The 26,590-nt window shown below is 40.8% G+C and carries 20 protein-coding genes; all 20 read right to left on the bottom strand.

What is annotated here, in order from left to right:
• Positions 1-88 precede the first annotated feature (88 nt).
• Positions 89-1,651, bottom strand: coding sequence for a ribonuclease Y (gene rny / locus ACSLGF_RS01180; RefSeq protein WP_007499477.1), 1,563 nt, complete (start codon positions 1,649-1,651; stop codon positions 89-91).
• 478 nt (positions 1,652-2,129) lie between these two features.
• On the bottom strand, positions 2,130-3,173 hold the full coding sequence (gene recA, locus ACSLGF_RS01175) for a recombinase RecA (protein ID WP_456001608.1): 1,044 nt from the start codon (positions 3,171-3,173) through the stop codon (positions 2,130-2,132).
• A gap of 177 nt (positions 3,174-3,350) precedes the next feature.
• Positions 3,351-4,601, bottom strand: a complete 1,251-nt coding sequence (locus ACSLGF_RS01170; RefSeq protein WP_456001606.1) for a competence/damage-inducible protein A — start codon at positions 4,599-4,601, stop codon at positions 3,351-3,353.
• A 17-nt stretch (positions 4,602-4,618) separates the two neighbouring features.
• A complete protein-coding gene (gene pgsA / locus ACSLGF_RS01165) occupies positions 4,619-5,200 on the bottom strand; it encodes a CDP-diacylglycerol--glycerol-3-phosphate 3-phosphatidyltransferase (protein ID WP_456001604.1) in 582 nt (193 codons plus the stop codon).
• 74 nt (positions 5,201-5,274) lie between these two features.
• A complete protein-coding gene (locus ACSLGF_RS01160; RefSeq protein ID WP_456001602.1) occupies positions 5,275-6,189 on the bottom strand; it encodes a helix-turn-helix domain-containing protein in 915 nt (304 codons plus the stop codon).
• A gap of 23 nt (positions 6,190-6,212) precedes the next feature.
• Positions 6,213-7,004: a DUF3388 domain-containing protein gene (locus tag ACSLGF_RS01155; RefSeq protein ID WP_456001600.1), complete on the bottom strand. Its 792-nt coding sequence runs from the start codon at positions 7,002-7,004 to the stop codon at positions 6,213-6,215.
• 131 nt (positions 7,005-7,135) lie between these two features.
• Positions 7,136-7,393 (bottom strand): DUF3243 domain-containing protein, encoded by a 258-nt coding sequence (locus ACSLGF_RS01150; RefSeq protein ID WP_034317570.1) that lies wholly within the window; start codon positions 7,391-7,393, stop codon positions 7,136-7,138.
• 73 nt (positions 7,394-7,466) lie between these two features.
• Positions 7,467-8,195 carry an elongation factor P 5-aminopentanone reductase gene (ymfI, locus tag ACSLGF_RS01145; RefSeq protein ID WP_456001598.1) on the bottom strand — a complete coding sequence of 243 codons (729 nt, stop codon included), beginning with the start codon at positions 8,193-8,195 and terminating at the stop codon, positions 7,467-7,469.
• Positions 8,196-8,224: 29 nt separating this feature from the next.
• A complete protein-coding gene (locus ACSLGF_RS01140) occupies positions 8,225-11,344 on the bottom strand; it encodes an MMPL family transporter (protein ID WP_456001596.1) in 3,120 nt (1,039 codons plus the stop codon).
• The gene (locus ACSLGF_RS01135; RefSeq protein WP_456001594.1) at positions 11,322-11,798 is read right to left on the bottom strand and encodes a MarR family winged helix-turn-helix transcriptional regulator; all 477 of its coding nucleotides are present in this window, start codon (positions 11,796-11,798) and stop codon (positions 11,322-11,324) included. The genes ACSLGF_RS01140 and ACSLGF_RS01135 overlap by 23 nt, the downstream gene beginning before the upstream one ends.
• A 151-nt stretch (positions 11,799-11,949) precedes the next feature.
• Positions 11,950-13,239 carry an EF-P 5-aminopentanol modification-associated protein YfmH gene (gene yfmH, locus ACSLGF_RS01130; protein ID WP_456001791.1) on the bottom strand — a complete coding sequence of 430 codons (1,290 nt, stop codon included), beginning with the start codon at positions 13,237-13,239 and terminating at the stop codon, positions 11,950-11,952.
• Positions 13,239-14,519, bottom strand: coding sequence for an EF-P 5-aminopentanol modification-associated protein YfmF (gene yfmF / locus ACSLGF_RS01125; RefSeq protein WP_456001592.1), 1,281 nt, complete (start codon positions 14,517-14,519; stop codon positions 13,239-13,241). The genes yfmH and yfmF overlap by 1 nt, the downstream gene beginning before the upstream one ends.
• Before the next feature lie 145 nt (positions 14,520-14,664).
• A complete protein-coding gene (locus tag ACSLGF_RS01120; RefSeq protein ID WP_456001590.1) occupies positions 14,665-17,781 on the bottom strand; it encodes an MMPL family transporter in 3,117 nt (1,038 codons plus the stop codon).
• A 315-nt stretch (positions 17,782-18,096) separates the two neighbouring features.
• The gene (locus tag ACSLGF_RS01115; protein ID WP_456001588.1) at positions 18,097-19,326 is read right to left on the bottom strand and encodes an MFS transporter; all 1,230 of its coding nucleotides are present in this window, start codon (positions 19,324-19,326) and stop codon (positions 18,097-18,099) included.
• Positions 19,327-19,429: 103 nt separating this feature from the next.
• Positions 19,430-20,155, bottom strand: coding sequence for a GntR family transcriptional regulator (locus ACSLGF_RS01110; protein WP_456001586.1), 726 nt, complete (start codon positions 20,153-20,155; stop codon positions 19,430-19,432).
• Between the two features lie 164 nt (positions 20,156-20,319).
• Complete coding sequence (locus ACSLGF_RS01105) at positions 20,320-22,689, bottom strand: DNA translocase FtsK (RefSeq protein WP_456001584.1); 2,370 nt, start codon at positions 22,687-22,689, stop codon at positions 20,320-20,322.
• A 110-nt stretch (positions 22,690-22,799) separates the two neighbouring features.
• Positions 22,800-23,036 (bottom strand): YlzJ-like family protein, encoded by a 237-nt coding sequence (locus ACSLGF_RS01100; RefSeq protein ID WP_034317598.1) that lies wholly within the window; start codon positions 23,034-23,036, stop codon positions 22,800-22,802.
• Positions 23,033-23,761, bottom strand: coding sequence for a ClpP family protease (locus tag ACSLGF_RS01095; protein ID WP_456001582.1), 729 nt, complete (start codon positions 23,759-23,761; stop codon positions 23,033-23,035). The genes ACSLGF_RS01100 and ACSLGF_RS01095 overlap by 4 nt, the downstream gene beginning before the upstream one ends.
• Before the next feature lie 120 nt (positions 23,762-23,881).
• Positions 23,882-25,549: a ribonuclease J2 gene (rnjB, locus tag ACSLGF_RS01090; protein ID WP_456001580.1), complete on the bottom strand. Its 1,668-nt coding sequence runs from the start codon at positions 25,547-25,549 to the stop codon at positions 23,882-23,884.
• Positions 25,550-25,720: 171 nt separating this feature from the next.
• Positions 25,721-26,587, bottom strand: a complete 867-nt coding sequence (dapA, locus tag ACSLGF_RS01085; RefSeq protein ID WP_456001578.1) for a 4-hydroxy-tetrahydrodipicolinate synthase — start codon at positions 26,585-26,587, stop codon at positions 25,721-25,723.
• Positions 26,588-26,590 lie beyond the last annotated feature (3 nt).

The following is a 26,590-nucleotide window of genomic DNA, read 5'->3' as shown; positions in this document are numbered from 1 at the left end:
CGTTTTGTACCCTTTCTCTTATAAATTGATCTTCCTATCAGTGTTGCATATTTACACAAAAAAATAAAGCGGCGCTAAGCGCACCGCTTTATTTTGCATACTCTACTGCGCGAGTTTCTCGAATGACCGTCACTTTAATGTGACCAGGGTAATCGAGCTCGTCCTCGATTCGCTTACGAATATCCCTTGCTAGACGGTGAGCTTCAAGATCATTAATTGAATCTGGCTTCACCATAATACGTACTTCACGTCCAGCCTGTATCGCAAACGATTTTTCAACACCTTCATAAGATTCAGAGATATCTTCTAATTTTTCAAGTCTCCGAATGTAATTTTCAAGCGTCTCACTTCTTGCACCAGGGCGTGCTGCAGATAATGCATCAGCTGCCGCAACAAGAACAGCGATAATAGATGTCGGTTCTTGGTCACCGTGGTGCGAGGCAATACTGTTGATGACAACAGGATGCTCTTTATATTTCGTCGCAAGCTCAACGCCAATTTCTACGTGGCTTCCTTCTACTTCATGATCAATGGCTTTTCCAATGTCATGCAGAAGACCTGCTCGTTTTGCAAGCTTTGCATCTTCTCCAAGCTCTGAAGCCATGAGACCTGCAAGATGTGCAACCTCAATTGAATGCTTCAGGACATTTTGTCCATAACTTGTACGGAATTTTAAGCGACCGAGAATTTTGATGAGATCCGGATGCAGACCGTGAACACCGACTTCAAATGTCGTTTGCTCACCCATCTCGCGGATATAATCATCGACTTCACGGCGTGATTTTTCCACCATTTCTTCAATTCGTGCAGGATGAATGCGGCCATCCTGGACTAGCTTGTCCAGAGCTATCCTCGCTGTTTCACGTCTAATCGGATCAAAGCCCGATAATATGACAGCTTCAGGTGTATCATCTATGATCAGGTCAATACCTGTTAACGTTTCTAACGTACGGATATTTCGTCCTTCACGTCCGATAATACGACCTTTCATCTCATCATTTGGAAGATTGACTACAGATACCGTTGTTTCAGCTACATGATCAGCTGCACAGCGCTGTAACGCAAGTGAAAGAATGTTTTTCGCCTTTTTATCAGCCTCTTCTTTCGCCCGGTTTTCAGATTCTTTCGTCATGACTGCAATGTCGTGGGAAAGCTCATTTTCAACTTGATCCAGAATGATTTGTTTCGCTTCATCTCGAGTTAAACTAGAAATGCGTTCCAACTCGGCTTTCTGCAAACGAATCATATCATCCACTTTGCTTTCCATCTCTTCAATATGTTGTTGTCGTTCATTCAGAGAATGATCTCTCTTCTCCAACAGGGACTCCCGTTTATCTAAAGTTTCATCTTTGCGATCAAGATTTTCTTCTTTTTGAAGTAAACGGTTTTCTTGTCTTTGAAGCTCATTACGTCTTTCACGAACTTCTTGCTCCGCCTCTACACGAAACGAATGAATTTCATCTTTCGCTTCCAAGAGCGCTTCTTTCTTCAATGCTTCCGCATCACGCTTTGCATCCTCAACAATTTGTTCGGCCATGTTTCTTGCGCCGGATATTTTTGCTTCTGCAATGGTTTTACGAACAAAGTAGCCAACAACTAAACAGATTAGGCTCAGCAAAATGGAGATGATCGTAAACATCGTAGGCGACATATTTTCACCTCCTCTTGCTATGAACTTGGTTTTACAAATAAAGTGTCGGCATGTACATTGTTTTGTACCTCAACATACAGGGCCTTCACAGGGAATGAGATCCTCACTGCCCTTGTCAAGTTTAAATTAGTTATCAATCATGTTAAGAAAAACAAGTGATACATTTCCATTGTAATTGTGTCGGAAATACTTGTCAAGCTAGTCAGACTGAGGCGTAAGTCGTTATTTCAAGCGAAGACAGAACTTTTGACCGCTACCTGTCATGTAATTGTAAAAAAAAGACGCTTTTCAAGTGAAAAACACCATTTATCGTTTCTTGAACAGTTCAAAAGACGAAAATGAGGGTTTTGTGGACATCTTGTCTTAAAAACTCTCACTTTCTCTTCACGCTGAAGCTGAAAAAGAAGACAAAGGGCTAAAATAAAGATCAATTTTAGCCCTTTGTCAACAATCTAAAAAGACGCTTTTCAGCGTCTTTTTAGTCTTTAAATTCCAATTCTTCTTGTCCTTCTTCTTCGGTTTCTTTCACTCCGTTTGTATCCAAACCGTAGTGTTCTCTGATTTGTTCTTGAATCATGAGGAGGATATCTTTGTTTTCTTTAAGGAACTGTTTCGCATTTTCACGGCCTTGTCCAAGACGTTCCTCTTGGTAAGAATACCAAGCTCCGCTCTTTTGTACGATATCTAGTTCGCTTCCAAGGTCGATGATTTCTCCCTCTTTTGAGATCCCTTCACCATACATGATGTCTACTTCCGCAATACGGAATGGCGGTGCAACCTTGTTTTTCACAACTTTAATTCTTGTTTTATTTCCCATAATGTCATTGCCTTGTTTCAGCTGTTCAGCACGGCGCACTTCTAAACGAACAGACGAATAGAACTTCAGAGCACGTCCACCAGGCGTTGTTTCAGGGTTACCGAACATGACCCCTACTTTTTCACGAATTTGGTTAATAAAGATGGCAATTGTTTTCGATTTGTTGATAGCACCTGATAGTTTACGAAGTGCTTGAGACATCAAACGTGCTTGAAGACCAACGTGTGAATCACCCATGTCTCCTTCAATCTCTGCTTTTGGTACAAGAGCAGCTACTGAGTCAATGACAACAATATCAACTGCACCACTGCGGACAAGAGCTTCTGCAATTTCAAGTGCTTGCTCTCCTGTATCCGGCTGAGAAAGTAACAACTCATCAATATTGACACCTAGTTTTTGAGCGTAAACTGGATCTAGCGCATGCTCTGCATCGATAAATGCAGCTTGTCCTCCCTGCTGCTGAACCTCAGCAATTGCATGAAGTGCTACTGTTGTTTTACCAGAACTCTCTGGGCCGTATACTTCAATAATACGACCGCGAGGATATCCACCTATTCCAAGCGCAGTATCAAGTGCTAACGAACCACTAGGTACTGTTGAAATACGTGTATCTGTTTGCTCTCCTAGTTTCATAATAGAGCCTTTACCAAACTGTTTTTCTATTTGTTTAAGAGCCATATCTAAGGCTGCTTGACGATCACTCATTCTATTGTTTCCTCCTTTATCAATTCCACTATCTATACTATACCTTGTTTTACGTCATTTGCCAAGAAAAAATCGAACACATATTCGATTTTTTCTTGGCAGATCTTTTAAGAAAAGAGCTGTTTCTATTAGAAAAAACAGTCTTTTATAAAGGAGTAAACCTAACAAAAAACAAAATTAACTCTCTTTTAATAATTTGAGCAAGTGATGCAGACCATATTTCACAGCGCGTTTTCGAATGCCTGATCGACTGCCTGTAAACATCCATTCAAACACGACTTTCTGATCTTTAGTGGATAGCCCAATGAACACTTTTCCGACAGGCTGTCCTTCTTGGCTAGCAGGTCCTGCCACACCAGTAAAGCTAATACCGATATCGCTTCCTGTCAGCTTTCTAATGCCCTCAGCGAGCTCTAAAGCGCACTCTTTGCTGACAGCGCCATGAGAAGACAACGTTTCCTCCCGGCAGCCAAGCACCTGCTGCTTCACTTGATTGGTATAACAAACCACACTTCCGTTAAAAATCGATGATGCCCCTTCGAGATCTGTCAGCCATTCGGAGAACATGCCGCCAGTCAGACTTTCAGCGGATGCTACTGTTTTCCCGTGTTCGTGCAAGGCCTTGGAAGCTTCATGGACAAGAGATGTATCTCCATATCCGTAGAAGTACTCGCCTACCCGCTCTAAAATTTGCGCTTCCGTTTCTTTTAACAGACGCTCCGTTTCTTTTTCATCCTCGTGCTTGGCTGTGAGCCTTAGTGTCACTTCACCGTCAGCTGCAAGCGGTGCAATCGTCGGATTGGTCTGAGCATCGATTAAATCTTCAAGGTCTGTTTCAAGCTGTGATTCACCGATTCCGAAGAAACGCAACACAACAGACACGATTTTTTCTTTTAAGCCAAGTTTCTCAGAAATCAGCGGCTTCGCCTCGTTTTCAAACATCGGGTGCAGTTCACTTGGTGGTCCAGGAAGCAGAATATAAAACGTATCTTCTTCTTGAATAAACATACCTGGTGCCATCCCAAACCGGTTCACCAATACATCAGATCCTTCTAGAACGAGTGCCTGCTTACGGTTGTTCGGTGACATGTCACGTCCGGTCTTTCGAAAGTAGTCTTGAATCGATTCAAATGCTTCTTCATTTAGCACAAGCTCTTTTCCGAGTGTATTTGCAATGGTTTCTTTTGTTAAATCATCTTTTGTTGGTCCAAGACCGCCTGAGAATATAATAAAATTAGATCTTTCCTGCGCCACTTGAATGGCTTGTTTTAAACGCTCTGGATTGTCACCAACTGCTGTGTGGTAATAAACATTCACACCAATTTCAGCTAGCTGTTTGCTGATGAATTGTGCATTCGTATTCGTAATTTGCCCTAGCAAAAGTTCGGAACCGACTGCAATAATTTCTGCTTTTCTCTCTGACTTCAAAGCGTACACGTCCTTTGTTAGTTAGAATTCTTTAAAGCTTCCCAGTTTTTCGCAAAGTAATCCCAGCCCGAGACAACAGTGAAGAACACCGCTACCCACATCGCAAGATCACCGAACGGGAATGATACAAGTTCAAACGGCAGGTTATGCAATAGAAGTGCTGAAATCGCAATGATTTGCGCCCATGTTTTCACTTTTCCAAGCATATTGGCCGCTACCACTTCACCGCCTCCGGCTAATACAAGCCTTAAACCTGTTACAGCAAATTCACGGCTAATGATGACAATGGCCATCCATGCCGGCGTGAGGTGATATTGAACAAGTATAATTAAAGCAGCTGAAACAAGCAATTTATCTGCAAGCGGATCTAAAAATTTACCAAAATTCGTCACTAAATTGAACTTACGTGCGTAGTAACCATCAATCCAATCGGTTGTCGAAGCCACAATAAACAAGATCGCTCCGGCAAGGTGAGTCACTTCAATGCTGACATCACCAAAGCGTGCAACACCCCAGTCAAAAGGTGCAAGCATAATGATCATAAAAACAGGGATCAAGGCGATCCGAGAAAGAGTAATTTTATTCGGTAAGTTAAACATGAAATCCAATCCTCCAATAAAGCAATTTTTTTATGTATATAATAGTAGGAACAAAAGAAAAGTCATCTACTTGCTTAAGATGACTTTTCCTTTCCTTTATTCACAATCACAATGTTTTGTGTCATCGTGTCTTTAGGGTCTAATTCGTACTTAAGTGTCTCGTCATTGACCTTGATGTCAATTCCAGTCGCATTCCCGAGACGGATATCGATCTGGGAGAGCTCTGACAGGTCTGTTTTAAACGATTCGCCATCTTTCAGTTCACCCATCTTCAGCACTTTTCCAGATTCGTCTCTCACGCGCAGCCATGAAGCTTGCGAGGCAGAAATGGTTAACTCCATCTCATCTGCACCTGACACTTCATATGTTGTCGTGGATCCTTCTGTATTCGTCGCCTTCAAAGAAACAGCTTCATCGTCTTTTGATGAATCATCCTTTGATGAATCGTCTTTTTTAGATGTATTTTCTTTATCATCTGACGAGGCTTTTTCTTTTTTCTTTTGATCCTTTGCGAGTGATGAATCCTCAGACACTTCGTATTTTGATTCTGATTTCTGAGGAGCTGCCTGATTATTCTTCTGTCCGCTATCCTGATTGACCGCTTGCACGATCACATATATGATGGCGATCACCACAAGTATGCCTCCAATGATTAAGATCGTCGGCAATAGCTCCAGCACCTTCGAGGCAGGCTTTGGCAGCTCTCTCTGCGGTTTAATATTTGATAATTTATCAGATACTTCATCGTTATACGTGCTTGGTACATCTTTACGAAATTCTTCGAACAATTGTTCAGGATTTAGTCCAACGGCTTCGGCATATTGTTTAATAAACGCTCTGACGTAAAATTTACCTGGAATAATATCATAGTTTCCTTGTTCGATTGCTAGCAAATAGCGCTTTTGGATTTTGGTCGCCGCCTGAAGATCCTCCAGCGACATCCCTTTTTCCTCTCTGGCCTCAACGAGCCGTTTTCCCAATTCAGTCAAAACAAACACCTACCATTACCATATTAAAAATCGAAGCCGGAAAAACCAGAATGATCAAATACTTGTGGTTCTTCAGCGTGCTCGTATGTAATTTCTTCGTCTGCACTATTGCGCAGTTCAATGATATAGTCGAAATCATCCATTGTATATTCTGAATTTTGAATAAAGATGTCTGGATGCTCGACCACTTTCGTTGCAGGCAGTCTCATAATTTCTCTTAAAAGCTGTAAGTGTTTCTCAGAACCTCTTCTTGTCGACACAATTCCATCAATAATAAAGACGTTATCTGGGCTGTATTCATCAGCAATCAGCTGACTGCGGATGGTCTGTTTCAAAAGAGTAGACGATACAAACAGCCATCTTTTGCTTGCACATACACTTGAAGCAACAATTGATTCTGTTTTTCCAACACGCGGCATTCCGCGAATACCAATCAATTTATGTCCTTCTTTTTTAAATAGTTCAGCCATAAAATCAACAAGAAGACCGAGCTCGTCCCTTTCGAAACGGAACGTCTTTTTGTCATCAGCATCCCGCTGGATGTATCGTCCATGACGAACAGCTAAACGGTCACGAAGTTTTGGCTGCCTTAATTTTGTTACTTTTATCGTTTCCATTGTATTTAAAATTGATTCAAGGCGCTTAATTTGATCTGTGTGGTCACAGCGCAAAAGCATTCCGCGTCTTGATACATCAACACCATTAATTGTCACAATATTAATTGAAAGCATCCCCATTAGAGAAGAAATGTCTCCTAAAAGTCCGGGACGGTTTACATATATCTCATATTCAAAATACCATTCGAGCTTTGCCAAATGATATTACCCCCTTCATTGTGGCAAATTTTTACCTTCCTTTATCATAAAGCATTTTCACATTTTTAGAAAGCACAATGTTGCTAAACGGTTAAAATAAAAAGAGAGGCACAAACGACCCCTCTTTTTGTTTAGTGCGAGCTATTATTTTCAACTAGCTTGACCATCATATTTGCAATGGCGCGCTGCTCATCTTCTGATGCAACGCTCCAAAGGTCAGCAAGCACTCTTTCCTGCTCGTTCTTTGCATCCACTTCGTTAGCTAGATATCCGCCAATTTCATACGCAAGGTTGTTGATTGTATCATCTGATAAACCTTTATCCTGCGCATGATTTAAACGGTCACCTAAAAAGTTTTTCCAATGGTCCCAGCTCTCAAGTACAGACATGTCGATTCCTCCATTCGAAAAGATGAATTACAGCCATAGCTTTTGTCATGGAGAGACGAATTATACACGTTTTTTAACAGTACCAGCCGCCATTCACGGATAAAATTTGACCCGTGATATAACTTGATTGTTTTGAAGCGAGAAACCAAATGACATCTGCGATCTCCTCGGGTGCTGCAAGCCGGCCGAGTGGAATCTCTTCTTCAAGCATCGCAATGTCTTCTTGCGTGAAGCTTTGCATCATGTCAGTCTGAACAGCACCGGGCGAGACGGCATTTGCTCTAATTCCGCTTGGGGCAAGCTCTTTTGCGAGCCCTTTAATGAAGGCATTTTGTGCACCCTTGACCATGCTGTACAGCACTTCACACGATGCGCCCGTTTCTCCCCAGATGGAGCTAACCGCAATGATATGACCTGCTTTTTTTTGAATCATTGCAGGCAAAAGGGATTGGGTGAGCTCATATGGACTTGTGACATGAAGCTGCACCATGCTGGCTAGAACTTCCTTTTCTGTATCTGTCACTAAACCGACATGGCTCTTACCGCTATTCAAAACAAGTATATCTGGAAATAACGGCAGGCACCTGACAAGCTCATCTGCTCCGCCTGTTTTAGCTAAATCTGCACGAACGACGTGCGTCTCTATTTCATATGTCTCTTCCAGATGAGCGGAGAGACGCATGGCTGCCTGTTCATTTTGGTGATAATGAAGCAGCAGATGGCAGCCTTCCTGGGCAAGCTTTTTGGCTGCCGCCTGCCCAATCCCTCCACTGGCACCAGTAATAAGCGCCCAACGACTCATACATTGTTCCTACTTTCTTTATGAAATACCTATTCTTTTCGTTTAAATGGGAACCAGTTTGCTGATCCGAACAATTTGACCATAACAGGTACGAACAATGGTAGCACAACAAGTGCATACAGTAAAAGTCCTGTCAGGACAAGTGTTGCAATCTGTAAAAGCGACAGCACACCTGAAGGCAGCATCGCTGCAAATGTTCCTGCCAAAATAACAGCAGCAGACATGATAATAGATCCCATATTCTTCATTGATTCGGTCATTGCAAACTGAATGTCTTTTGTTTTGTATTCATTGAACCGCTCCATTAAGAAAATAGAATAATCTACTCCCAGCGCCATCAATATGACAAAGCCAAAGAATGGAACAGCCCAGTTGATACCCGGATATCCGAAGAAATGGGTGAAAATAAATTCCGTTACACCTATTGCTGTAAAGTAAGTCAAAATGAGTGAACCAACTAAGTAAAGCGGCATGACAAGCGACCGGAACAGAATCACCAATATGAGGAAAATACCGATCATCATGTAAAAAACCGTCTTATTGAAATCTTGGTCTGACAGCTGTTTTAAATCAGCGTTCATACTTGATACGCCCGAAACGCCAAATGATACATCTTTTAGGTTTGTTTCAGGGAGTGCCCGCTCGACAGAAGCTTCCACTTGCTTAATCGTCGACAAGGCTTCATTGCCATATGGATTTTTTTCTAAAATGACATCAATCTTTGTCATTTTGCGGTCATCCGACATGTATGAATCAAATACTTGCTTGAATGCTTTATTTTTCAGGACGTCATTTGGAATAAACCAGCCGGCCATGTCTTGATCTGGTGCATTTTTCAGTTCGTCTAAGTAGTCACCTGCACCCATTAAGCCGCTTGAAATTTTCTCAAGTCCATCTACACTTTTGTTCAGGCCATCTGTCAGCTTGGTGAGGTCATCACCAAAGCCGCCAATCTTTTCTTTCATTTGCTTTTGACCGTTAATGATGTCACCTGCTCCATTTGCAAGCTTTGGCATACCATCAGCTAACTGTCCTTGCCCTTTAGACGTTTGAGCCAATCCATTTTCAATTTCTTCTAAGCCTGCAATGAGCTGATCGATTTGATTTGTAAACACTTTTTGCTGCTCTGAAGCTTTTACGATAAAAGCATCAGCTGCTTCAAGCTGTTTTTTTGCTTCTTTTGCTTGTTTTGCGTAACTGTCTGCCTGTTTGGCACCTTCTTGTAAGGTAGTAGAAAGTTCATTGTATGAAGCTTTGATGGCTTGATACGATTGATTTTCTTTTACCTGCGGAATTTGTTTTTCGAGTGTACTAAATTGTTTATTTGCTTGTGTGATTAATGCTTTTACATCCGCTGCGGCAGAGGATGACGTATCCACTTGCGCTAATGCTGCCTTTAATTCTTTGGAAATGCTTTTATATAGGGCAACTTGCTGATTCACTTGTGCGACTTGAGCCGTTAATTCCTTTTTCGCACCTTTGATTTTCTCTTTAATGGCTGCTACACCTTTTTTGTTTTGATCGATTCCGCTTTGCAAATCTTTTAACGATTTTTCGACGTTTTGAATGCCTGTTTGCACTGATTCTGTACCAGAAATTAATTTATTAATGCCTTTTCCAGATGATTTGATTTGCGGCGTTTGATCCTCAATGGATTTACTCATTTTCGTAAGTGCATCTTGGATTTTTTTCAAGCCTTCATTACTTTTATCCAGTCCGCTATTCAGCTCTTTAGCTTGTGACTTCACGTACAGATCACTCAGGCCTTTGCCGACAGGACGTGTTGCACTCCTTACTTTACTCACGCCATCTGTTTGTTCAATCGCACGGCTGAGCTTTTCAACGGCAATCAGCCCTTTATTGTTGTCTAACAGATCAGATGATTTCACCACAACCGTTGCCGGGAGTGCTTCCCCTGGTCCGAATTTGTCAGAAATCGTATTGAACGCATTGACGGATTCATATTTATTACCGATTTCATCAAGATTGTTATAGGAAAGAGTCCCTTTATACATCAGAATTGGCGGAAGTGTGATGATCCCTACGATTAATAAACTAAAAAGCGGTTTCTTAAATGAAAAACGACCTGCTGTTTCCCATATTTTCGATTGCGGGTGGGCAATGTCACCTTTAATCGGCCAAAACAACACTTTCCCTAAAACAGCCATGAAAAATGGAACAACGGTAAGTAGTGCCAAGATTAACACGGCGACCCCAACAGCGACTGCAACAGCTGATTTATAAAGCTGGAATTGCGCTAAACCAATACAAGTGAAGCCAATCAGCACAGCAATACCACTGAATAAAACCGTCTTCCCTGCTGTTTTATACGTTGTAATAATCGCTTCAATTTTATCTTTTCCATGTGACAGCTCTTCTTTAAACCGGCTTAGGAGTAAAATACAATAGTCCGTTCCAATCCCAAACATGATCGCAACCATAAAGATCTGGGTAAAGGTTGAGAGCGGAAAGTCTAGATATTTGACTAAGTAAGCTACGATCGATTGACTGACTAAGTAAGAAAGTGCCACTGCGACTAACGGAACGAGTGGTGCCACCGCTGACCTAAAGACAAGTACAAGAACGACTAAAATAAACCCGATCGTAATGAACTCCGTTTTTTTCAGGCCCTCCTGGGAGCTTGTGAGAACATCATCATCTATTAACGGCTGCCCTGTCATTTCAAATTTTAGGTTCAGGCTCTTTAGCTTTTCATTGACTCTTTCTTTAAAATCGGATGCTTTGATTTTACTTGAGTCGTATGTAACTGGAACAAGGAGCGTCGTTTGATCTTTAGAGAGCATTTGTTTTTTGATATCTTTGTTCGCTTCAAAATAAGAAGTGATGTCTTCTACGTGGAGATCTTTATCCTTTTCTATAATCTCCATTGCCTTTTTTAAAGATGTTTCTCTTTCTTTGACAATGTTCTTTTCTTGAAAGACAATGACGATTGATTTTTCCGTATCTCCGCTATCAGACATTTTCTTTAATAGCTGATTCGCATATGAGGACGGATAACCATCCGGAACGGAAATTTGCCCTTTTTCTTTTGTTAATTGCGCCATATTAGGAGCGGTGATAAGTAACACTGCCGCTAATGCGACCCAAAGGATCGTGATAAGCCATCTACCCTTTATGATTGCTCTCATTTGTACTTTGTGCCTCCTCTTCGATGATAATCTGATAAATCTTTTCATAAGTTTGAATAAATGATTCCATTTCCTTTTCTTCCAGCTTTTCAAAATAAGATCGAACAAGACCCTGAAGCTGTTTTTCCATTCGGCTGACGACATCTTTGCCCTCTGGAGTTACGTACAGATGCACATTTCTTCTATCAGCTTGATCGTGCTCACGAACAATATAGTTCTTTGTAAATAGACGGTTCGTCATTGATGTCACAGCACTTTTATTCACATTACATACATCAGCTAGGTCCGTTGATGTACACCCTGGATGTAAATTGATGTATCGAAGCGAGTAATACTGATCAAGGGTAAGCTCTTTATCAAGCTTTTCTGTGATCATACTCGATACTTTTTTCTCCATCATGAGATAAACGTCTGCATACCTCTGAATGAGCTGTGCAATTTTATTTTGTTCCATACGCTGCTCCTTTTAGTTTAAGTGTTTAACTATTAAAGAGTTTAACTAATGACCGAAACAATTGTCAATCATTATCCTCACAAATCAAGCGCTTTCTTCCATTAGACATAAAAAAGACAAACTCCTTTGACCTGAGTTTGTCTTTTTTCATTTATTTTGTTTTCGGGACGACTTTGAAAACAGACATCCGCTCTTCATCCATTTCTTCCTCTAATATCTGCTGAATATCTGTTAATTGGATTTGCTCAAGCACTGGCACGACATCAAATAAGCTCATATCCAAGAACGCATATCTCGTGAATTGATTGGCAATGTATTCTGGAGAGTTCATGGCTTTTAAAAAGCTGCCAATTTTTTTCTTACGCGCGAGCTCAATTTTTTCTTCTGTGATCAGGCTCTTTGCTTGAAGAAGGGTTTCTTTTAATTCTTTTGCCAGTTGATCAGGATCGTTTGTATCCCCGCCAACTGAAGTAAAACCAAAGCCGCCCTCTTCTGTATAATCGTAGCTGAATGTCTCATCAATCAAGCCTTTTTCATACATCCGCTCATATTGTAAGGAGCTTTTACCAAACAATGTCTCTAAAATTAGATTCATACCAAGCTCATGCTTTAGAAGCTGTTTGCCTTTTTTATGCGGGTTTTTTGTTTTCAAACCGAACATACATTTAGAGCCTTGTACGTTCATTTTCAGTTCGTATTCTTTTCGATACACGCTTTCAGGCTCATTGATTTCTTTTCTCTTGATCTCAGGCTGGTCTGTAAACGGTTTTTTCGCCTGATTCGCTCTTACTTGATCTAATATTTGCTTCGGATCAACAGGACCGACAACAAAAAGGAGCATATTGCTTGGGTGATAGAACGTTTCGTAGCATTCATACAAATGGTCTTTTGTAATAGGAGCAATGCTCTCTACTGTTCCAGCAATATCAATTCTCACCGGATGTTCTTGATAAAGATTTTCAATCAGGCCAAAGAATAAACGCCAGTCCGGATTGTCATCATACATATTAATTTCTTGACCAATGATGCCCTTTTCTTTTTCGACTGTTTTTTCGGTAAAATAAGGCTCTTGCACAAATTCAATGAGTGTCTCAAGGTTTTGTTCGACATTTGCGGTACTTGAAAATAAATAGGCCGTTCTCGTAAACGTTGTAAAAGCGTTTGCGGCTGCTCCTTGTTTACTAAATGTATGAAACACATCCCCATCTTCTTTTTCAAACAGTTTATGCTCTAAGAAATGGGCAATTCCGTCAGGCACACGGATCATGTCTTCTTTGCCAAGCGGCACAAATTCGTTATCGACAGAGCCATACTTTGTTGTGAAGGTCGCATATGTTTTATTAAACCCTTGCTTCGGCAGCACATAGACGTCTAGTCCGCTGTCCATTTTTTCATGATACACCGTCTCTTGCAGCTGATCGAATTGAATTGTTTTCACCATCATGAAGCACCCTCCGTTCCTTTAAGAAAATAGGTCGTATCCCATTCGATTTTCTGCCCTACTTTAATGATGTCCTCTTTGGTCACTCGGTCTAATGCTTCTAAAAAGGAATCAAGGGTCTCACCTGTTGGCACGACTGCATGCTGATACAGATATTCCGCTGTCCCATAAGACGTATCAATTGTTTCCAGCAGCTGATTTTTGACGACAGCCTTTGTTTGATCAATCGCTTCATCTGAAAAATCGCCTTTTTGCATCGCATCAAATTGTTCTTTAATGATGTCTACTGCCTGCTGGTAGTTGCCGACTTCAATACCTGACATGACCATCATCAAGCCTTTAAAGCTCTCAAGTCTAGACACAGCGTAGTACGCAAGACTTGCTTTTTCGCGAACATTGATAAATAGCTTGGAATGCGAGAAGCCGCCGAATATGCCATTAAACAAATGCAGCGCGGGATAATCTTCATCTGCAATCGTTGTATGCGTGCGAAAGCCAATATTCAGCTTTCCTTGTTTTACGTCCTCTTCATCAATGACTTCGTTTGGTTCTGTTTTTGACCTTGATGATTCGGCGTTTTGTTTGACCGGCTCTCTCTCACTTGTTTTGAAGTATTGCGAGACCATTCGATTGATGTCTTGTTCGTCAACATCTCCCACAACATAGAGATCAAGCTGATTTGATTGAAGCGCATGCTCATAAGCTTCAAAGAGCGTATTTGCTGTAATATTCTCGATATCTTCCATTTCACCATTGACGTGCAGTGCATATGGTTCACCTTTACACATTTCCTGCACAAGTCTTAAGTTCGAATAACGCATTTTGTCATCATACACTGCCTGGATTCGCTGTTTTAATGTACGTTTTTCTTGCTCTACATATAAATGACTAAACATCCCATTTTCAACGTGCGGGTGAAATAATAGGTCAGACAGCAATGTAATCCCTTTTTCTAGTAAAGGTGTTTGATCTTTTAAATATTTTTCATTCGCCATTTCGAGGCGGAATGTAATGATGTGATTCTCTCCTTTTTTCGCCATGTCAGCCGAAACTGTTGCACCATAGAGCTCATCAAAATAAGCGCGCAATTCTCCTGTTTTCGGCATTTTTTCTGTTCCTCTTAACAGCACATGCGGGAAAAGGGATCGCATGGTGACGTCATCTTTTGATAGAGGCGCAAGCATTTTAAAAAGGATCGTCACTGTTTTAAATTTTTCTGTTTTGACAATATGAGTATGAAGACCGGGTGTACCAAATGTCTTCTCTTGTAAGTACGTCATGAGAAACCTCCTTTGTTCATCCTATTTATTATGTATTAGAACATAGCTGATATATACGTGAAACAGCCATTTAATAGTCATTATATCAATCAAAGGAAAGGATAGGAAATAAAAACGCCTCTGCTATTAGCAGAGACGCCGGTCGTTATTTCATTCTAAAAGGCCACCAATTCCATTTACCGAAAATACGAACCATGACCGGTATAAAGAGCGGTAGAACAACAAAAGCATATAATAATAGTCCAATGAGTACGACCGTTGCAATTTCAACAAGTGATAATACACCCGATGGCAGCATAGCGGCAAAGGTCCCCGCTAAAATGGTAACTGCTGAAATAATGACTGAGCCCATATTTCTCATCGCTGAGATCATTGATGCTTGAACATGCTCTCCCTTCCATTCATTAAAACGATCCATGAGGAAGATCGAATAATCAATGCCGAGTGTGACAAGAATGACAAAGCTGAAAAATGGAACAGCCCAGCTCACACCGTCGTAGCCAAAGAATGTTTTAAAGATCCATTCTGTTAAACCGATGGATGTAAAATACGTTAAAATAAGTGAAAGTGTTAAGTATATCGGCATGACGATTGACCGTAATAATAAAATTAAAATAAAGAAGATGCCAATTAACATGAAAATCACCGTTCTGATAAAGTCACCGTCAGACGTTTCTTTTAAGTCAACATTTAAGCTTGAGATACCGGATACACCGTAATTGGCATTTTTCAGTCCACTTACAGGTAAATATTGATCAAGGGTGTCCTCGATTTTGGCTACACCTTTCATCGCTTCATTACTGTATGGATTCACGTTTAAAATGACTTCAAAGGTCGTTAATTTACGATCTGGAGACATATACGTATCGAATATTCTCTTAAACTCTTGGCGTTTTAATACTTCTTTCGGGATAAACCAGCCCGTTACTTCTTCATCTGGCGCTTGCTGAAGCTGCTTTAAGTAGCTGTCAGCCTCGGTGAAGCCGCTTTTGACTTGCTCAAGCCCTGAAATACTTTCATCTAAACCATCTGTTAATAATGTCAGTTTTGATGATAGCTGGTTAAAGCCTTTTTTGATGGCTTTTTGGCCACCTGTCAGCTGATCTGCGCCATCTTCGATTTTAGGCAATTCTTTGATTAATTGTTTTTGCCCTTCATTTGTTTGATCAAGACCATCATAAATTTCATCCAGCCCTGTCATTAGCGCTTGTACTTGACGCTTTACTTGTTTTTGCTTGCTTGATAAGGTTTGAATCACTTGATCTGCTTTCTTGATCTTTTGTTTAAAGGCAGATGCTTCATCTTCATATAAACTCATTTGATCTCCAGCTTGATCAAGCATTCCTTTCGTGTCTTTGAATACTTTTTTGATTTCCTTGTATTCATCCATATCTTTTACTTCTGGAAGCCGATTTTCAAGTGCTTCAAATGATAGATTCTCATAGGATTGTTTTACTTTCTTAATGGTTGTCATCAGCTGCTGATTCGATTTCGCATGACGTTCCAGCGTACTCACCACTCGTTCAAGCTCTTGAATCATGGCTTCACTGCTGCGATATTCTTGTTCTAATTCTTTTTTCGCTTCTTTGATTTTACTTCGAATGGTGCCTACGCCATCTTTACTGCGCCTGACCCCATCTTCTAAAGAAATCAGGGATTTCTTTACTTCTCCGATACCGTTTTTGATGGCTTTTGTACCATCAATCAGCTGGTCAATACCTTTAGCAGATTCTTCAATTTTTGGTTTTTGTTTGAGAAGGGCTAGGTTTGTTTCGGTCAAGCCATCAGAAATTTTCCCGATTCCTTCATGACCTTTCCCAAGTTCTCCTCCCAGCTCTTTCGCTTGAGAGGTGACGTACAGCTGACTTAACCCGTCTCCAACAGGACGAGTGACACTGCGAACTGCTTTTACTTCCTCAATGTCATTTAATTTACGGGTCAGTTTTTCAATCAAGACAATATTTTCTTGATTATCTAGCTTATTGTCACTTTCGACTAGCACATTCAGCGGCAGCGCTTCACCAAAGCCAAATTGCTCTGATATCGTATTAAATGCAGACACTGACTCATACTTTGTCCCAATCTCATTTAAACTGTTATAAGAAAGGGTGCCGTCATACATCAGGATAGGAGGTACAGTGATAAGTGCGACTAAACCTAAGCTAATCAGCGGCCTTTTGAATGAAAAGCGCCCAGCCCATTCCCACAACTTACTTTGGGGATGCCGGATATTTTCTCTTTTAGATGGCCAGAAAAGGGATTTTCCAAAGACGGTCATAAAAAAAGGAACAATCGTGACAAGGGCAATTAGCAGGATGCCAACCCCTACGGCAACACTGACGGCTGATTGATACAATTGGAATTTAGCAAAACCAATACTTGAGAAGCCGACTAACACGGCTAAGCCACTGAAAAATACCGTTTTCCCTGCACATTGATACGTGATGATAATCGACTCTTTGACATCACGTCCCTGACCAATCTCCTCTTTAAAACGGCTTAAAAGCAATATACAGTAATCCGTTCCTATACCGAACATAATGGCTACCATAAAAATCTGAGTAAAATTAGATAGAGGAAATTGCGTATATTCTACTAGAAAAGCCACAATACACCGACTGACGGCGTAAGAAATGCCGATCGTAATGAGCGGAACAACAGGTGCCAATATTGATCTGAATACAATTATTAAAATAAAGAAAATAAAAATCATCGTAATAAGTTCAGTTTTCTTCAGACCTTGTTGAGAGCTTTTAATGACATCTGAATCCACAAATTTTTGACCCGTCATTTCATATGAGACGTCGTAGGGCTTTAAAACTTCCTCAATTTGTTCTTTAATCTTCACAGCTTTTGTTTCGTAGTGGTCGAATTTGAATGGAACAAGAAGTGTACTTTTATCCTTTGATAAAAGTTGTTTTTGAATGTCCGGATCTACATGAAAGTATGAAGTAATTCCGTCAATGTGGAGTTCTGGGGCATGTGTCATGAGTGCAGCTAAAGCCTTTTTTAATTCCTGCTCTTTCGCAGGGAACAGATGTTGTTCGGAGAATACAATCACACCAGTATCTTTTTTCCCGTTATGATCTGATAGCTTATCCAATAAGTGAAGTGCCTCAGCTGTTGGTGTCCCCTCCGGAACCTTTAATTGCCCTTTTTCTCTTGTTAATTCCTCTAAATCGGGCGCAGTAATAAACAGAATAACAGCTGTTATCATCCACACCATTAATACAATCCATCTTGCTTTAATAATTTGCAACATAGCTGCTTCAAGCTCCTTCTAGTTCATCAATCAATTTGCTGTATTTGAGCGTGTCTGAAGTGCTGACTTCGTCTCCTTCAACGTGCTATGGCAGGATGACCTATTCAATTGTCCTTTCGTGTTGAAGAAACACATATCCATCATCAGCCACGAGCTCAATTTCTGCCTAAAGAAAGACAGAAAATGAATGTTTTTCACACCTCCTATTTGGGATAATTTAAAAGATATTACTATACATTAGTTTAACTATCAAAATTTTACATGTCAATTTATAAAAAAGAAAAAAGATGGCAAAATAGCATCTTTTTTCTACGTTTAAACCGTTTTCAATTGTTCACTTTCATCCTTTTCATCTGGCTGGATGAAAAAGAGCACCAAAAATAATGAAATGAGACTGCAAATGGTCGAGAGAATAAAAACGATTGAGTCTCCTTTATCCATGAGATAGGCGTAAATCGGAGGTCCTAAAGCGACACCGATAAACCGCATACTGCTATAAAATGACGTAATGGTCCCGCACTGCTCTTTTTCAATTCCTTCTGTAATCAGCGCATCTAGTGCAGGAAGAACAATACCAATCCCCACTCCGCCAATGCTTAAACAGATAAATAAGACGTAAAAACTGTGATTCCACCATAAAAAAAGATAGGAAATTGATAAAAGGGCCATGCCTACGATTAGAAAGATTCTCATTTTCCTCTTTTCTTTTCCGATCGTTTTCCCAGCAATGTAGGAACTTATCGATAAAAAAAGGAGCGGGATACTAAGCAGCAGCCCTTTTTTGACCCCCTTTATTTGATACGCCGCCTCTAGGTTATCGGATAAGTAAAAGAGCACACCAAATAGAAGAAACATAATAAAACCGCCAATAGCAAAAATGGCATAAAGCCAGCGTCCCTCATGCTTGAAAATGGTCTTTGTTGATTTTAAAAATTCTTTAAATGTAGGCGGGTCCTCCTCTTTCTTCGCAGTCTCGACCATAAACAGTACCATGAGAAAGCTTATGATCGAAAAGAACGGAATGAACCAAAACGGCACAAACCAAAACCATAAAGCAAGAAGTGCTCCAATAATAGGACTTAGTACCTTTCCAGCTGTATTAGAGGTTTCAATGGCTCCAAGCCCCGCACTGACCTCTTCATCATCATGAAACAAATCTCCTATAAACGGCATGACGACAGGTGCCGCTCCAGCTGAGCCAACACCTTGAAGGACTCTGCCAAACAGAATCCACATGTAGGGTTCTTTCATGATGGTTGAGGCAACAGCTGCCACAGCTCCCCCAAGTCCTGCAATTAAGAGGCACGGCAGGAGCACCTTTTTCCGCCCAATCCGGTCAGATAAATAACCGGCAATTGGAATACATAAGATCGCCACAACGGAGTATACCGTAATAATGAGTGAAACTTGAAAGGAAGTGATCGAGAGTTTCTTTTCTATCTCAGGCAATACTGGTATTAACATCGAATTCCCAAGCGTCATGATTAGAGGCACTGATGATAATGCAATAATATTCTTTTTACTGACTGTTTTCTCGCCCAACATCATTCACCCAATTCTATATACTGTTACGTATTAGTGTGGCAAGTTTTATGGGTTTTATGTATGGACAAACAAAAAGCAACCGCCTATGGAAGCGACTGCTTTGTTAAAATCGTTTACGTATGACATGAAAGCTGAATTTATCCGCTCGAAAGTAATTGAGTGAGTATAAGACCGGCTGATCATCCTGATCATAGTGCATTTGTTTCAGTAATAGTAACGCCGTTTCAGGATCACATTCTAGTATCGGTGAGACCTGATCGTGATAGCCAATCGGTTCGATGTCAGCAACTGCATATTTAATCTCGCTGTGTGGTTCTCTTCCAAACAGCTCAAAAAGTGACTCTTCTTCATGAGTAAAAGAAGCAGGGAGATGCTTGACCGGAATCTTATCTAAACAATAGACGACTGGCTGTCCATCTGCCGTTCGAACCCGTTCCATTGAAAAAATCTCATCAGATTCATCACACTGAAAACGAATGACATCATTCTCTGTCGGATCCCCTTCTTGCGAGGATAAAAAGATGGTACCTGGCGTCATATTGACCTGCTCAATCATTTTCGTGACACTTGTCAGCTGTTCAATACCTGTTGAAAAGAGCGGCCTTGAATTGACAAAAGTTCCCACACCATGCCTTCTAATTAAATACTTCTCTTCTTCTAATATACGAAGGGCTTCACGCAGTGTCGCTCTGCTCACGCCTAAAAGCTTTGAGAGCTCAAACTCTGAAGGCAGCTTTTCTTTTTCCGCATATACGCCTGTTTGAATATCTTCTTTAATACGGTCAATCACTTTCAAATATAAATGGCGATTGTCTGTTTTGGTCGACATGTTTTCCCTCCGTCTAATCAATGCAAATGATAAGATGAGAAATCTCTATTCCGAGATAAGATGAACATAACTATATCATGTTTTTGTAAATAAATAAATAGTCTGACATCCAGTTAACATAATCATTATACCGTTGACTTTGTTTTAGGAAAGCTCTCTTCGATTTATGAAGAGAGCTCGTCATATTGTTCTTTTGAGAGCAGAACTTCTCTCGGTTTACTTCCTTCATATGGGCCTACAACCCCTCGCTCTTCCATTGCGTCAATCAGACGTGCCGCTCGTGTATAACCGATGCGGAATCTTCTTTGAAGCATAGAGACAGAAGCTGTCTGCATGCCGATGATCAGTTCAACTGCTTCATCATATAAATTGTCATCCACAGCCGCAAGCTGCTCCTGCGTTTCTTCACTTGGAATCATTTCTTCTTGATATTGCGCTTTTTGCTGTGTGATGACATGATCAACGACATGTTCCACTTCTTCATCTGATAAAAATGCGCCTTGCACACGGACCGGCTTATTTGCTCCAACAGGTAAAAACAGCATATCCCCTCTGCCGAGCAGTTTTTCTGCGCCTCCCATATCAAGGATCGTCCTTGAATCTGTTTGGGAGGATACACTAAAGGCGATACGGGATGGGATATTGGCTTTAATGACACCTGTAATGACATCAACAGAAGGTCTTTGTGTGGCGATAATTAAATGAATCCCCGCAGCACGTGCCATTTGAGAAAGTCTTGTAATGGAATCTTCCACATCAGAGGAAGCAACCATCATTAAATCTGCAAGCTCGTCTACAATGACGACAATATAAGGAAGTTCTGGCTGCTTTGCCTCTTCTGATTGATTCATTCGTTTAATGTAATCATTGTATCCTTCAATATTCCTTGTCCCTGTATGAGAAAACAATTCATAGCGGCGCTCCATTTCACTGACTACTTTTTTGAGGGCCTGTGAGGCTTTCTTCGGATCCGTTACAACTGGAGCCAAAAGATGCGGGATGCCATTATAAACATTTAATTCAACCATTTTAGGGTCAATCATCATCATCTTCACTTCATGAGGTTTCGCTCTCATGAGAATACTTGTGATAATGCCATTGATACATACACTTTTTCCGCTTCCGGTCGAGCCTGCTACAAGCAAATGCGGCATTTTGTTCATTTCAGCGAGCACGGCTTCACCTGAAATATTTCGGCCAAGTCCAATAAGCAGTTTTGCATTTGGACGGTCATTTTGCTTCGATTCTAAGACCTCTTTTAAAGAAACCATGGCAATTTCTGCATTAGGAACTTCTATCCCGATGGCTGATTTTCCAGGAATCGGCGCTTCAATCCGAATGTCTTTTGCTGCTAGGGCAAGGGCTAAATCATCACTTAAGTTCACAATCTTACTTACCTTGACGCCGACATCTGGGTATACTTCATATTTGGTCACAGCCGGCCCTAAATGAACCTGAGTGACTTTCGCCTTTACACCAAAGCTTTGAAACGTTTTTTCAAGCTTTCTTGCATTTTCGTAAATATTTTTCTTATCTGTTTGCTGGCCTGAATGCTGCGGCTCTGCCAAAATATCAAGAGACGGCAATTCGTAATCTTTGTTTTCCAGTTCAGTAAACGTCATAGGCGGAGCTTCTTTTGGTTCATCAGCCGTATCTTGAGATGGTGCACTTTGCACGGACTCTTGAAGCGGTTCTGAGTCTTTTATTACCTGCTCTTTTTGAACCGGCGGGGTGAGAATGTCATCCCTGTCTGCAAAGCTTGAGATAATGGGCTGACTATTGTCAGAAACCGGTGTTTCCTCCTCGATCAAGATATGATCATCTTCGTCATCTTCTTGAATGCGTGAACGCTTTTTCTTTTCACCTGTTTTCTGAGAAGGTGCGCTCTTTTTCGCCTGCCTGATCCCCTTCATATCTTGAACAAACGCCTTCCACTGCTTCACCATAAATTGTGATACAGGGAGTGTCACTTTTTTGACCATTTCTTGCAGTGATCGATTTGTGATCAGAACAATTCCAATCAGCATGAGAACAATCGCCATGATTTGAGAGCCTGCTTGTGCAAATAAGAAATACGAAGCAGCAAATAATACGGCACCGATCATGCCGCCTCCTAAATCAGGCGACCCAGTCTCACCTTTCATGTCCATTAAGAAAAGCTCAAACGTATTTCTGATCACACTTTGAGAGCCTATGACTCCTGCAGATGACAGGTGCTGAAAAAGCTTCACATGTGACAAAAGCAAGATACTCGCAATGATGCAGTATAGACCTGCTTTTCTTCTTGTCAACATATCTGGGATTTGTTTTTTCCAAAAGATCGTCACACCAAAAAGAAATAATCCGATAAGGCAGAGAATAAACCATTCACCTGCAAAGAATCGGAATAGATGTACAAAGGTTTGTCCAACAACACCTAGCTGTAAAATGGCAATGATCGCTATGGCAATACAGACTAACCCATTTAATTCATATTTCAGTTTTAGCTGTTTATTTTGTTTTTTTCTCGTTTTACGTTTCCTCTTTTTAGCCATACTCATCACCTTACTACGAAAGAAAATATAACCTACCGAAAGATCAGAAAGAAAGCAGCCTGGTTTTGGCTGCATCTTGTTGTAAGTTTTCCCTTTATTATAGCATAGAATCATTCATATGAGTCGGTTTGATTGGTGCCTAAATGTAACTTCAATCGCTTGCCTGGTGCAAGCTCTTGATTCAAAAAGTCCATTGGATTGGTGCTCATCACTTGAACAATTTCTGCTTCATCTTCTTTCATTTCAACCATCACTGGCACGCCTTGAATGTTCACCTGCTGCAGTTTGCGGTCTCCTTGGTCTTCAGCGTAAATGGCTTCATAGGGCATAGGGGTATATAAAATCATTGAATCAGCCCCTCATTTTGAGCTGCCCTGTCTCCAATGAGTTCGTTCAACTTTTTAATCGCTTGTCCGACGCCGCCTACTTCATTCATGAGTCCGTATTCTGCTGCCTCATGACCAACAACATTTGTTCCAATGTCTCTTGTCAAATTGCCTTTTGAGAACATCAGCTCTTTAAACTTCTCTTCTGTAATGTCTGAGTGGCTTGTGACAAAATTAATGACTCTTTCCTGCATTTTATCTAAGTATTCAAAGGTTTGCGGGACACCAATCACAAGACCGGTTAAACGCACAGGATGAATGGTCATAGTGGCTGTTTCTGCAATATAGGAATAGTCACACGATACAGCGATTGGGACACCAATTGAGTGGCCGCCGCCGAGCACAATCGATACAGTCGGTTTCGATAGTGACGCCAGCATTTCTGCAATGGCTAGACCCGCTTCTACATCGCCGCCCACTGTGTTTAAGATGATTAAAAGCCCTTCGATTTTTGGGTTTTGTTCAACTGCTACGATTTGCGGAATGACATGTTCGTATTTGGTTGTTTTATTTTGTGGAGGAAGCTGCATGTGACCTTCAATTTGTCCAATAATGGTGAGGCAATGTATATTTGTATCCTGTGGCAACTGCGGTACTGCTGTTTCACCAAGCTGCTGTATTTTGCTCATAATGCTATCTTTTTCTTCTGGCTTTCGCTCAGGCTGCTGTTCATTCTTTTCGTCCATTTGTCTCCATCCTTTCCTAAAAACTCTCCTCCTATTATGAACAAGAAGGTCGTATTCCATCCGCATTCCTAGCGCCACATTAAAAAAGCCCAAAGAGCTTGGGCTCCTTGGGCTTTCTCATCACACTTCCATAATAATTGGAATGATCATCGGCTTACGTTTTGTTTTTTCATATAGGAATTGATTTAATACATCGCGCATGGATTGTTTCAGTGTTGACCATTCAACAATAGAGTTTTCCGTTTGCTCTTTGACAATTCCTTTTACCATCTCTGTTGCTTTCACAATCAGCTCTTCGGATTCTCTTACATAAACAAATCCTCTTGTGATGATTTCAGGTCCAGAAATTAATTGTTTCTTTTGTTTATCGAGCGTAATGACCACAATTAAGATCCCATCTTGAGACAGTAGGCGTCTATCGCGTAAAACAATGTTACCGATATCTCCAACGCCAAGACCATCAATCAAAATGTTACCTTGGTGAACTTTTTCACCGATCTTTACGTTCTGTCCTCTGAATTCAACAACATCCCCTTTATCAATCAAGAAAATGTCACTGCGTTTCATTCCCACTTCTTCAGCAATACGAGAATGTGCTTTTTGCATACGATATTCGCCATTCACTGGAATTAAATACTTTGGCTTTAGTAAGTTCAGCATCAGTTTTAACTCTTCTTGACAGCCATGTCCAGATACATGTACACGCTTTTGAGCAAAAATCACCTGTGCTCCGCTTCTTGTGAGGAAATCAACTGTTTTTGAATACGTGAGTTCTTGTCCAGGAAGAGGTGTAGACGCAATCACAACGGTATCACCTTTTTCAATATGAAGCTGTTTGTGATTTTGTTTGGCCATTTTTGTTAAAGCAGCAAGAGGCTCTCCATGGCTTCCAGCCGTCAGAATGACCACATCGTTTTTCGCCATTTTCTTCACTTCTTGAACTGGCACAAATAATTCTTCGTCTGCTGTGACATAACCAAGCTTGATTGCCAGCTGAAGAGTTGTCATCATATTCTTTCCTGCTACTGCAAGCTTACGGCCATTTTGAATGGTTGCATTAATGATCTGCTGTACACGGTTAATATTTGATGAAGATACAGCGACTATCACACGATTCTCAGCATTGTACATCGCATTTGAGATTTCATCTTGGACGATCGCCTCAGACGGTGTATAGCCTGGTTTTTCAGCATTCACACTATCTGAAAGAAGTGCTAAAACGCCATTGTTTCCGATTTTCGCAATCTCTCCGATGTCACAGGCTTGGTTAAGCGCTGGGGTTTGATCAAATTTAAAATCACCTGTGCATACGATTGAACCAAGAGAGGTTTTGAAACTGATCCCGACCGAATCAGGAATACTATGATTCGTTCTAAAGAATGATACTTTTGTTGTTTCAAATGTAATGACCGATTTCGCATGTACCTCGCGCAAATCAGCTTTTTGATTGTAGCCATATTGCTTTAATTTTTCTCGAAGTAACGCAAGGGTCAGCTTCGTTCCATAGACTGGTATAGACAATTTACTCAAGGCATGGAATACGCCTCCGATTGCCTCATCATGTCCGTGGGTAAGAAAAATTGCTTTCACCCGATCAGCTCGTTCAGTTAAATAAGAGATATCAGGAATAACCACGTCAATGCCTAGCATTTCGTTTTCTGGATGCATTAAACCTGCATCTACAACATATATGTCTGAATCAATTTCAATGACATATAAGTTTTTCCCGATTTCTCCAACGCCTCCCAGTGCAATAATTCTTACGTTCTCTGTATTTTTCTTTTTCAAAATTCTTATCCTCCTAGTCTCAAGCCCGTCCATCATCGCTTAATGCTATTATAACTGAATCTAATTTTAGAAAACAAGATGAAGTCACATTTTAAGAAAGTATTTATGTATAAAAAACGGTCATACTCAGGGGCATCTGAGAATGACCGCTTACGAAATTATTTGTTTTGATCAGCTATTTAATACGCCGCTCAAATCCAGTCTCTCTTCTTCTGACAAAGGCAAAAGCGGGAGACGAACAGATCCGACATCTAGTCCTTTCAGCTGAAGGGCTGTTTTGACAGGCGTTGGATTTGGCGCTGAGAAAAGCTGTTTCATGATTGGAAGCAGCTTTTGATGGATCAATGCTGCATTGGCTGTTTGACCTGAAGCATAGCTTTTAAGCATTTGCTGCATATCAAGTCCTACGATATGAGACGCCACAGAGACGACTCCTTTTGCACCAACAGCTACAGCAGGAAGTGTTAAGCTGTCGTCACCTGAATATACGTCGAAGTCTTCTGGCGTCTCTGCAATGATTTTTGTCATGGCATCTAGATCGCCGCTTGCTTCTTTAATCGCGACAATGTTTGGAATTTGCGCAAGCTTAATCGTTGTTTCTGGTGCTAATGAAGCAACCGTTCTTCCTGGTACATTGTAAAGCATGACAGGAAGAGATGTAGACTCGGCAATTGCTTGAAAGTGTGCATACATGCCTTCCTGTGATGGCTTGTTGTAGTAAGGTACGACAAGCATCACTGCATCAACGCCCGCTTCTTCTGCTTTTTTCGTTAGTTTAATAGACGCATTTGTGTTATTACTGCCTGTTCCTGCAATGATTTTACAACGACCATTTGCTAATTTCACCGATTGCTGAAAAAGAGCGACCTTTTCTTCAGTCGATAAAGTTGGCGATTCGCCTGTTGTACCTGCAACGACTAAAGAGTCACTGCCGTTTTTTAACAAATAATCAATGAGAATTGATAGCTTTTGGAAATCAATGTTGCCCTTTTTATCAAAAGGTGTAATCATAGCTGTTGCGATATTTCCGAAATTCATTTT

Source organism: Bacillus sp. A015 (genome assembly GCF_053851875.1).
The sequence above is the reverse complement of the archived record's forward strand: the minus strand, read 5'-3'. Positions and strand labels throughout refer to the sequence as shown.